Genomic DNA, 10512 nt, shown 5'->3' with positions numbered 1-10512 from the left:
GAACGTCCGGATCGGGTCCCCGACGGCGGCCGGCAGGCCGTGGGAGGCGGAGCGGATCAGCTCGACCTGCTCGATCATGCCCTCGTCGGGGTAGTCGAGGAGCAGCGAGACCGACTGCCACGCGACCGTCAGCTGGGCCGGGCGGAGGGTCGGCTTCGGTCGTTGCCGGCTCACGAGCCGTCCCCCTTCGGGGGGAACAGGCCGGGCGGCGAGCCCTTGCCGTCCCAGTTCAGCAGGTTGACCCGGGCGCCCTTGTTCTCGGGACCGGCGAGAGAGTCGGCGGTCTGTCGGTCCTGGAGCATCCGGAAGTTCTCGACCGCGATGGGGGTGGGCGTGCCCGAGCCCTCGCCGAAGAGGTCGTGCTGCCCGCCGCCGTACTCGGAGACCGAGCACTCGGTGGCCAGCTCCTCCAGGGAGTGGGCCTGCTCGGCGTGCGCGGTCGGGATGACGTAGCGCTCGTCGTACTTGGCGATCGCGAGGAGCCGGTACATGTCGTACATCTGCTCCTCGGTCATGCCGACCGTGGCCGGGATCGACCCGTCGGGCTCGCGGCCCAGGTTGATGTCGCGCATGTAGCTGCGCATGGCCGCGAGCTTCTTGAGCACCCCGTCGACCGGGACGACGTCACCGGCCGTGAACAGCTCGGCGAGGTACTCCACCGGGATCCGGAGCGCGTCGATCGCCGCGAAGAGGTTGCCCTTGTCCTCCGCGTCCTCGCCGGTCTCGGCGACGACGTCGACGACGGGTGAGAGGGGCGGGATGTACCAGACCATGGGCATCGTGCGGTACTCCGGGTGCAGCGGCAGCGCGACCCGGTAGGTGTTGATCAGCGCGTGGATCGGTGACCGCTGCGCCGCCTCGATCCAGTCGCGGGGGATACCGGCCCGTTCGGCCTCGGCGACGACGGTCGGGTGGTTCGGGTCGAGCAGGACGCTCCGCTGCGCCTCGTAGAGGTCCTGCTCGTCCGGGGTGGACGCGGCCGCCAGCACCCGGTCGGCGTCATAGAGCACCAGTCCGATGTAGCGCAGCCGTCCCACACACGTCTCCGCGCACACGGTGGGGATGCCGACCTCGACGCGCGGGAAGCAGAACGTGCACTTCTCCGCCTTTCCGGTGCGGTGGTTGAAGTACACCTTCTTGTACGGGCAGCCGGACACGCACATCCGCCAGCCCCGGCAGCGGTCCTGGTCGACCAGCACGATGCCGTCCTCGGTGCGCTTGTAGATCGCCCCGGACGGGCAGGACGCCGCGCACGACGGGTTGAGGCAGTGCTCGCAGATGCGCGGCAGGTAGAACATGAAGGTCCGCTCGAACTCGAACTTGACCTTGTCGGAGATGTTGCGCAGCAACGGATCCTTGTCGCCGTGGTCAGGGGCGCCGCCGAGGTTGTCGTCCCAGTTCGCCGACCAGGTGATCTTCGTGTGTTCGCCGCTGATCAGCGACCGGGGCCGGGCGACCGGGGTGTGCTCCTGCAGCGGCGCGTTGGTCAGCGTGTCGTAGTCGTAGGTCCAGGGCTCGTAGTAGTCCTTGATGTTGGGCAGCTTCGGGTTGCTGAAGATGGTCAGCAGCTTGCGCAGCCGCCCGCCGCCGCGCAGCGCCAGCCGGCCACGCCGGTTCAGCATCCAGCCGCCCCGCCACCGCTCCTGGTCCTCGTAGGTGCGCGGATATCCCTGTCCCGGCCGGGTTTCCACGTTGTTGAACCACACGTACTCGACCCCGGACCGGTTGGTCCAGGCCTGCTTGCACGTCACCGAACAGGTGTGGCACCCGATGCACTTGTCCAGGTTCATCACCATGGCCAGCTGCGCCATAACCCGCATTACCGCCTCCCCGGATTTTTTATGCGGTAGTCGCGCTGGCAATGACCATGCCCGAGGTCCGGTTGATTGTGGTCGGCCGCCGTCACGGTCCCCTGAGGTCGAGGTGGCGGGTGGGTCACTGCCGCACAGTTCTTTGGCATTTAGTACTCCACCTCCTGGCTGCGGCGGCGGATCATGGTGACCTCGTCGCGCTGGTTGCCGGTGGGGCCGAGGTAGTTGAACGCGAAGGACAGTTGGGCGTAGCCGCCGATCAGGTGCGAGGGTTTGATCAGCAGGCGGGTCAGCGAGTTGTGGATGCCGCCGCGTTTGCCGGAGGTCTCGGCGAGCGGGACGTCGATGAGCCGGTCCTGCGCGTGGTGCATGTAGACGGTGCCCTCCGGCATCCGGTGCGAGACGATCGCGCGGGCGACGACCACGCCGTTGCGGTTGACCGCCTCGATCCAGTCGTTGTCCGCAACGCCGATCTTCGCGGCGTCCTCCTTGGACATCCAGATCGTCTGGCCGCCCCGGGACAGGCTCAGCATGAACAGGTTGTCCTGGTACTCGGAGTGGATCGACCACTTCGAGTGCGGGGTCAGGTAGCGCACAGTGATGCCCAGCTCGCCGTGTGCGCCGACGGTCGGCTCACCGAACAGCTCGGCCATGGAAAGCGGGGGCCGGAACACCGGGAGCTGCTCGCCGAGCTCGGCCATCCAGTCGTGGTCGAGGAAGAAGTGCTGCCGGCCGGTCAGCGTGTGCCACGGTTTGAGCCGCTCGACGTTGATGGTGAACGGGGAGTAGCGCCGGCCGCCGGTCTCCGAGCCGGACCACTCCGGAGAGGTGATCACCGGCACCGGCGCGGCCTGGGTGTCGGCGAAGGTGATCCGCTTGCCCTCGTGCTCGGCGGCCAGATCCGCCAGTTCGGTGCCGGTGCGCGCCTCCAGGGTGCGGAAGCCCTGGGTGGCCAGATGCCCGTTGGTGGTCCCGGACAGCGCCAGGATCGCCTCGCACGCATGGATGTCCCGGGCCAGCGACGGGCGGCCGTCGGCAGGCCCGCCGCGCACCGCGCCGTTCTTGTTCCGCAGGTACTCCACCTCGCGGCCGAGCTTGTACGTCACCCCCTTGGTGGTCGCGCCGAGCGAGTCGGCCAGCGGGCCCAGCGCGGCCATCTTGGCCGCGATCGCGGAGTAGTCCCGCTCCCGCACGGTCAGTGCCGGCATGGTCAGACCGGGTACCGGCTCGCACTCGCCGGCCTTCCAGTCCCGGACCCGGCCGTGCGGCGTGGCCAGCTCGTCGGAGGTGTCGTGCAGCAGCGGGGTGGCCACGATGTCCTTGCGCACCCCCAGATGTTTCTCGGCGAGGTGGCTGAACTCCTCGGCGATGGCCTGGAAGGCGGCCCAGTCGGTGCGGGTCTGCCACGGCGGGGCGATGGCCGGGTTGAACGAGTGCACGAACGGGTGCATGTCGGTGGTGTTCAGGTCGTGCTTCTCGTACCAGGTCGCCGCCGGCAGCACGACATCGGCGAACATGGTGGTGCTGGTCATCCGGAAGTCCAGCGCCAGCAACAGATCCAGCTTGCCGGTCGGGGCCTCGTCGTGCCACACCACGTCCTTCGGCCGGGCCTCGGGCGGGGCCTCGGTGGCCCGCAGCGAGGAGTCGGCGCCCAGCAGGTGTTTCAGGAAGTACTCGTTGCCCTTCGCCGAGGAGCCGAGCAGGTTGGCCCGCCACACGGTCAGCACCCGGGGGAAGTTCTCCGGCGCGTCCGGATCCTCGCAGGCGAACCGCAGCCGGCCGGCCCGCAGCTCGCCGACCACATAGTCGGCTGGGGACTGACCGGACCGCTCGGCGTCGTCGACCAGGTCCAGCGGGTTGCGGTTGAAGGTCGGGTAGGACGGCATCCAGCCCAGCCGGGCCGAAAGGGCGATCACATCGGCCGTGGTCCGGCCGGCCAGCTGGCCGTCCGAGGTGGCCGCGGCCAGGGTGTCCGCGCCGAACCGGTCGTAGCGGAACTGGTCGGTGTGCAGGTACCAGTACGCCGTCTGGATCATCTGCCGGGGCGGGCGGGCCCAGTCCAGGCCGAACGCCAGTTGGGCCCAACCGGTGACCGGCCGGCACTTCTCCTGGCCCACGTAGTGCGCCCAGCCGCCGCCGTTGACCCCCTGGCAGCCGGTGAGCGTGGTCAGCGCCAGGAACGCGCGGTAGATGGTGTCGGAGTGGAACCAGTGGTTGGTGCCCGCGCCCATGACGATCATCGACCGGCCGCCCGACTCCTCGGCGTTGGCGGCGAACTCCCGGCCGATCCGCGCCGCCGCCTTGGCCGGCACGCCGGTGATCGGCTCCTGCCAGGCCGGGGTGTACGGCTGGGTGGCGTCGTCGTAGCCGGCCGGCCAGTCGCCGGGCAGCCCATCCCGGTGCACCCCGTACTGGGCCAGCAGCAGGTCGAACACCGTGGTCACCAGATGCGGGCCGACCCGCCGGGCCGGCACCCCGCGGCGCAGTTCGCCGGGCGCGCCGTCCGGTGCGTCGAACCGGGGCAGCGTGATCGGCACCGAGTCCGCGCCGTGCAACGACAGTTGCGGGTCGATGGCGCCGAGGTCGAGGTTCCACTGGCCCATGCCGTCCGGGCCGAACCGGAAGCCGAGCGAGCCGTTGGCCACCACCGGCCGCCCGGTCGCGGTATCCAGCAGCACGGTCTTGAACGCGGCATTCTCGGCGTTCTCGGTGTCGTCGAGGTCGGCGGCGGTGAGGAACTTGCCCGGCCGGTAGGAGTCGCCGTGCTCGTCCAGCCGCACCAGGAACGGCAGGTCGGTGTAGCGCTTGACGTAGTCGGTGAAGTACGGCACCTGCCGCTCGACGAAGAACTCGCGCAGGATCACGTGGCCCATGGCCATCGCCAGCGCGCCGTCGGTGCCCGGCCGCGCGGCCAGCCACTCGTCGGCGAACTTGACGTTGTCGGCGTAGTCCGGGGCCACGGCGACCACCTTCTGGCCGCGGTAGCGGGCCTCGGCCATCCAGTGCGCGTCCGGGGTGCGGGTCACCGGCAGGTTCGAGCCCCACATGATCAGGTAGCCGGCGTCCCACCAGTCGCCGGACTCCGGCACGTCGGTCTGGTCGCCGAACACCTGCGGGGAGGCCACCGGCAGGTCGGCGTACCAGTCGTAGAACGACAGCATCGTCCCGCCGAGCAGCGACACGAACCGCGCCCCGGACGCATGCGACACCATCGACATCGCCGGAATGGGGGAGAAGCCGGCCACCCGGTCGGGGCCGTACTTCTTGATGGTGTGCACGTGCGCCGCCGCGACCAGTTCGGTCGCCTCGTCCCAGGACGCGCGCACCAGACCGCCGCGGCCGCGGGCCGACTTGTACTTGCGCGCGGTCTCCGGGTTCCCGGTGATCTCCGCCCAGGCCAGCACCGGATCACCGGTGCGCGCCTTGGCCTCCCGGTACAGCTGGAGCAGCACGCCCCGCACGTAGGGGTAGCGCACCCGGGTCGGCGAGTAGGTGTACCAGGAGAACGCCGCGCCGCGCGGGCAGCCGCGCGGCTCGTACTCCGGTCGGTCGGGACCCACGGACGGGTAGTCCGTCTGCTGGGCCTCCCAGGTGATGATCCCGTCCTTGACGTAGACCTTCCACGAACAGGAGCCCGTGCAGTTCACCCCATGGGTGGAGCGCACCACCTTGTCGTGGCTCCACCGGTCCCGGTAGAACTCGTCCGCCTGCCGGCCCCCGATCCGGTGCAGGGTGCGCAGGTCCTCGGAGACCGCCGTGTCAGTGAAGGGCCGGCGGGTGAAGAACCGGCGGGTGCGCACCAGGGCGTCGGTCAGCCCGCTGTCCAGACCAGGACTACTCATGCGGTCGCCTTTGCGTTGTCACGAGTGACCACCGCGCGGCGCACGGTGGTGGCGGTGAACGCCAGCGCGGCCAGCGCGACGACGCCGAGGGCCGCCAGCCCCAGGGCGTAGGAGGCAAAGGCCCCGTACAGGGCACCCATCACCAGCGGCGGCACGAACCCACCCAACCCGCCGGCGGCGCCGACTACGCCGGTCACCGAACCCACCTTGTTCGCCGGCGCCAGCAGGGCGACCAGCGCGAACACCGCGCCGCTGCCGGCACCCAGCGCGCCCGCCATGGACAGGAACGCGATCGTGCCCAGCGGCATCAGCCCCGGGGTGAACGCCTGCACGAATGCGCCCACGGTGACCACGCCCAGCGCGCCGACCAGCACCAGGGCCGGTCCGAGCCGGTCCGACAGCCACCCGCCGACCGGGCGCATCACCACCGCGACCAGCACGAACCCGGCCATCCGGTTCGCCGCATCGGCCTGGGTCAGCCCGTAGGCCGTCTTGAGATACGCCGGCAGGTACACCGAGAACGCCACATATCCGCCGAAGGCCACCGCGTACAGCGCCGAGGCCTGCCAGGTGACCGGGAGCCGCAGCGTGGCCGCCAGCCGGCGGCCCAGCGACTCGGTCGGCACCACCCGGCCCGGTGCGTCGCGCAGCAGCAGGTACGCCACGACGGCATAGACCGCCAGCACCACCGCGGTCACCACGAACGGCGTCGCCAGGCTGCCGGCGTTGACCAGCTTCACCGTGGTCAACGCGCTGATCGCGGTGCCGCCCATGCCCATGCCGAAGATCCCGATGGCCAGCCCGCGCCGCTCCGGCGGGAACCACGCGTTGACGAACGGCACCCCGACCGCGAACGCCGTGCCGCCGATGCCCAGGAAGAACCCGCCGACCAGCAGCGCGGCCAGGGACGAATGCCCGGCCAGCCCCAGGTACAGCACCGGCACGATCGTCGCCAGGCTCACCAGCGGAAACATCAGCCGGCCGCCGAACTTGTCGGTCAGCGCGCCCACCGGAATCCGCCCCAGCGAGCCGACCACGACCGGCACCGCCACCAGCAGGGCCTGCTGGAACGACGTCAGTCCCAGATCGTCCTTGAACCGCGGTCCCAGCGGGCTGAGCAACGCCCAGGCCCAGAAGTTCACCGCGAAGCCGACCGTGGCCAGCGTGAGCATCAACACCCGTTGACCGGTGGTCGGTACCCGGTCGTCTGCGTCCACCTGCGACACCTGCATCCCTGTCAAAGGTTCCCGCCGTTCCTGATCCTCGCGCTCATGGTCACCGTGATCGTCTCCGCCTGCATGTCGAGACGGCCAGGGACCACTTCCTCCACCTTCGTGGGACCTACGTCCCGCCCGCCTCGACCCTTAAGGGTGAGAATCAGGGAACCGCTCGATGCGGGCGGGCCTGGCGGGGTCCTAGGGTCTGGGCCGTGGTGGTCATCGAGACGGACGCGCTGGAGAAGCGCTACGACGGCGGCGTGACCGCGCTGGCCGGGCTCACCGTCGGGATCGAGCCGGGCATCGTCGGGCTGGTCGGCGCGAACGGCGCCGGCAAGAGCACGCTGATCAAGCTCGCGCTCGGCCTGCTCACCCCGACCGGCGGCGCGATCCGGGTGCTGGGGCTGGATCCGGTCACCGAGGGGGCGGCGGTGCGGGCCCGGGTCGGCTACATGCCGGAGCACGACTGCCTGCCGCCGGACGTCTCGGCCGCCGAACTGATCACACACCTGGGCCGGATGTCCGGGCTGCCGGCCCCGACCGCGCGGGAGCGGGCGTCGGAGACGCTGCGGCACGTCGGCATGTACGAGGAGCGCTACCGCCAGATCGGCGGCTACTCCACCGGTATGCGGCAGCGGGTCAAGCTCGCGCAGGCTCTGGTGCACGACCCGGAACTGCTGCTGCTCGACGAGCCCACCAACGGCCTGGATCCGGAGGGCCGCAAGGCGATGCTGGCCATGGTGGCGCGGATCGGCAGCGAGTTCGGGATCTCCGTGCTGGTGTGCTCGCACCTGCTCGGCGAGATCGAGCGGATCTGCACCTCGCTGGTGGCCATCGACGGCGGCCGGCTGCTCCGCTCGGCTTCGCTGTCGGCCGTGACCCGCCACCAGGACCTGCTGATGGTCGAGGTCGACGAGGACGCCGGGCCGCTGGCCGAGGCGCTGCGGGCCGCCGGGCTGACGGTCCGCCCGGCCTAGCGCGGGCTGCTGGTCGAACTCGACGGCGAGCGGACCTACGACGTCATCCGGGACGCGGTGGCCGACCTCGACCTGTCGCTGCACCGGGTGCAGCGGCGCCGGCACCAGGTGGCCGACCTGTTCCGGGACGCTCAACCCGTTCAGGAGAGCCATGTCGGGTAACGCGGCGCCGGGTGTCATTCACGACATCGGATACCAGCGCTACGCCGGGGTGCGGCTGGGCCGCGGGTACGCGGCGCGCTCCCTGTGCACCTACAGCCTGCGCGCCGCCTACGGGCTGGGCCGCACCGCCAAGGCGAAGATCCTGCCGCTCGGGCTGTTCACCCTGGCCTGCATGGCGGCGGTGATCCTGGTGATGGTCAACACCCAGTCGCCTGCCCCGGTCCTGAGCTATGTCGGCCTGGTGTCGACGTTCTCCTACGCGGCAACGGTTTTCGCGGCGATCGTGGGTCCGGAGCTGGTGTCCCGGGACCTGCGCAACAACGTGCTCGCGCTGTACCTGTCCCGGCCGGTCAACCGGTCGGACTACGCGCTGGCGAAGCTGGCCGCACTGGCCGGCGCGGTGTTCGTGCTGTTCGCCGGACCGATGCTGATCATGTTCGTGGGCATGGCGTTCAACACCAGCGACGGTCTCTCGGGGGTGCTCAGCGAGGCCGGCGGCCTGCTCGCCGGGCTCGCCGCCGCGCTCATCCACGCGTCGGTGTTCGCCGCGCTCGCGCTGCCGCTGGCCGCGCTGACCGGCCGCCGGATGTTCGGCACCGGCCTGATCATCGCCGTGTTCCTGATCCTGGCGCCGGTGTCCGGGGTGATCGGTGCGCTCGACGACGGCGCGCTCGGTCAGCTTGCCGGCCTGCTCGACCCGGTCAGCCTGGTCAACGGGGTGGACCGGTGGCTGTTCGGCGAAGGGCTGGTGCGGATCGGCCCGTACGGCGCGGTGTACGGCCTGGTGGCGCTCGCGCTCACCGCGCTGGGCACCGCCGCGCTGCTGTGGCGCTACCGGAGGGTGAAGGTATGACGTCTACTGTGGAGTTGGCTTCCGTGTCGCGCTGGTACGGCAACGTGGTCGCGGTCAACGACATCACGCTGACCGTCGGGCCCGGGGTGACCGGGCTGCTCGGCCCGAACGGCGCCGGAAAGACCACCGTGCTGCACATGATCGCCGGGCTGCTGCGGCCGTCGCAGGGCACGCTGGCCGTCGGCGGCGCGCCGAGCTGGCGCAACCCCGAGGTGTACCGCCGGCTCGGGCTGGTCACCGAACACGAAGGGGTACCGGGGTTTCTCACCGCCTGGGAGTTCGTGCTCGTCAACGCGAAGCTGCACCGGCTGCCCCACCCGGAGGCCGCGACCCGGCGCGCGCTGGACATCGTGGAGCTCGGTGACGCCGAACGCCGGCGGATCTCCACCTACTCCAAGGGAATGCGGCAGCGCACCCGGGTGGCCGCCGCGCTGGTGCACGATCCCGCGGTGCTGGTGCTGGACGAACCGTTCAACGGCATGGATCCCCGGCAGCGGCTGCACATGATGGACCTGCTGCACCGGATGGCCGACGACGGCCGGACGATCCTGTTCAGCTCGCACATCCTGGAGGAGGTCGAGCAGCTGTCCGGCATCGTGCAGGTGATCGTCGCGGGCCGGCTCGCCGCCTCCGGCGACTACCGGCACATCCGCCGGCTGATGACCACCCGACCGCACGTGTTCGTCATCCAGTCCTCCGACGACCGGCGGTTGGGCACCGTGCTGATGAACCAGGGCTCGGTGTCCGGTGTGGAGCTCGTCCCCGACACCGGGTTGCAGGTGCGCGCCAACGACTACGGCACGTTCACCCGCGCGCTGGCCAGGGCGGCCCGGGACGCCGACATCCGGCTGACCGGCGTGCTGCCCTCCGACGAGTCCCTCGAGGACGTGTTCTCCTACCTGGTGGCCCAATGAGCGAGCCCGCGAGCGAGGCAAAATGAACCTGACGATCGCGACCCTCACCGCCCGCGCCCTGTTCGGCCGCAGGCGGGTGCTGTTGCTGGTGCCCATGCCCGCGCTCCTGATCACCCTCACCCTGATCGCGCGGAGCACACCTGCCGACCTCGACGACTGGGGACCCATCGTGTTCGGCCAACTCGGCCTCGCCGTGGTTCTCCCGCTCACCGCCCTGATCATCGGCAGCAGCGTGCTCGGTCTGGAGATCGAGGACGGCACGATCACCTACCTGCTCACCAAACCGTTGCCCCGCCACGAGATCGTGCTTTCGAAGCTGGCCGTGGCCTGGGGTGTGACCACCCTGGCCGCCGCCGTTCCGATCGCGGTCGCCGGCCTGCTCACCGGTTCCGCAGCCCTCGCCGCCGGCCTCGCGATCGGCGCCACCGTGGCCGCCCTCGCCTACTCGGCCGTGTTCCTGGCGCTGAGCCTGCTGACCCGGCGCCCGGTCGCCGTCGGGCTGGTCTACATCATCCTGTGGGAGAACCTGCTCACCAACTTCATCGGCGGCACCCGGGTGCTGAGCATCCGCCAGTACGCCGCGTCCATCGCCGAATGGATCGCCGACACCCGCTGGCTACCCGCCAACCTGGCCCCGGCCACCGCCCTGATCCTGGCCGCACTCATCGCCGTCGCCGCCACCGCGGGCGCCACCACCCGCCTGCGCTCCTTCTCCCTCGCCGGTGAAACCAGCTGA

Annotated in this window: 7 protein-coding genes; 4 read left to right on the top strand and 3 right to left on the bottom strand. The window is 70.6% G+C overall.

The annotated features are described in order from the left end of the window. Positions 1-170: 170 nt before the first annotated feature. The 3 genes from narH to VFO68_RS06865 all read right to left on the bottom strand — a co-directional run bounded on the left by narH (position 171) and on the right by VFO68_RS06865 (position 6885). Positions 171-1820, bottom strand: coding sequence for a nitrate reductase subunit beta (gene narH, locus VFO68_RS06875; protein ID WP_325157319.1), 1650 nt, complete (start codon positions 1818-1820; stop codon positions 171-173). A gap of 140 nt (positions 1821-1960) precedes the next feature. Next, a complete protein-coding gene (locus tag VFO68_RS06870; RefSeq protein WP_325157318.1) occupies positions 1961-5653 on the bottom strand; it encodes a nitrate reductase subunit alpha in 3693 nt (1230 codons plus the stop codon). After that, entirely contained in the window at positions 5650-6885 is a 1236-nt protein-coding gene (locus VFO68_RS06865; protein ID WP_325157317.1) for an MFS transporter, read from the bottom strand. Before VFO68_RS06865 ends, VFO68_RS06870 begins: the two co-directional genes overlap by 4 nt. Before the next feature lie 197 nt (positions 6886-7082). Here VFO68_RS06865 and VFO68_RS06860 point away from each other — a divergent pair, with 197 nt between their 5' ends. The 4 genes from VFO68_RS06860 to VFO68_RS06845 all read left to right on the top strand — a co-directional run bounded on the left by VFO68_RS06860 (position 7083) and on the right by VFO68_RS06845 (position 10512). After that, a complete protein-coding gene (locus VFO68_RS06860) occupies positions 7083-7847 on the top strand; it encodes an ABC transporter ATP-binding protein (protein WP_325157316.1) in 765 nt (254 codons plus the stop codon). A gap of 151 nt (positions 7848-7998) precedes the next feature. Further along, a complete protein-coding gene (locus VFO68_RS06855) occupies positions 7999-8862 on the top strand; it encodes an ABC-2 transporter permease (RefSeq protein WP_325157315.1) in 864 nt (287 codons plus the stop codon). Then, positions 8859-9776 (top strand): ABC transporter ATP-binding protein, encoded by a 918-nt coding sequence (locus tag VFO68_RS06850; RefSeq protein ID WP_325157314.1) that lies wholly within the window; start codon positions 8859-8861, stop codon positions 9774-9776. The genes VFO68_RS06855 and VFO68_RS06850 overlap by 4 nt, the downstream gene beginning before the upstream one ends. Positions 9777-9798: 22 nt before the next feature. Then, a complete protein-coding gene (locus VFO68_RS06845) occupies positions 9799-10512 on the top strand; it encodes an ABC transporter permease (RefSeq protein ID WP_325157313.1) in 714 nt (237 codons plus the stop codon).

Source organism: Actinophytocola sp., from assembly GCF_035712165.1.
Taxonomy (GTDB): Bacteria; Actinomycetota; Actinomycetes; order Mycobacteriales; family Pseudonocardiaceae; genus DASYTH01.
Note: the sequence above shows the minus strand (reverse complement) of the source record. Positions and strands in the feature narration are given on the sequence as shown.

Excerpts from the sequence above, each read along its gene's own strand:
- VFO68_RS06850 (WP_325157314.1), top strand. The coding sequence starts at position 8,859 with ATGACGTCTACTGTGGAGTTGGCTTCCGTGTCGCGCTGGTACGGCAAC.
- VFO68_RS06855 (WP_325157315.1), top strand. The coding sequence starts at position 7,999 with ATGTCGGGTAACGCGGCGCCGGGTGTCATTCACGACATCGGATACCAG.
- VFO68_RS06870 (WP_325157318.1), bottom strand. The coding sequence starts at position 5,653 with ATGAGTAGTCCTGGTCTGGACAGCGGGCTGACCGACGCCCTGGTGCGC.
- VFO68_RS06845 (WP_325157313.1), top strand. The coding sequence starts at position 9,799 with ATGAACCTGACGATCGCGACCCTCACCGCCCGCGCCCTGTTCGGCCGC.
- narH (WP_325157319.1), bottom strand. The coding sequence starts at position 1,820 with ATGCGGGTTATGGCGCAGCTGGCCATGGTGATGAACCTGGACAAGTGC.
- VFO68_RS06865 (WP_325157317.1), bottom strand. The coding sequence starts at position 6,885 with ATGCAGGTGTCGCAGGTGGACGCAGACGACCGGGTACCGACCACCGGT.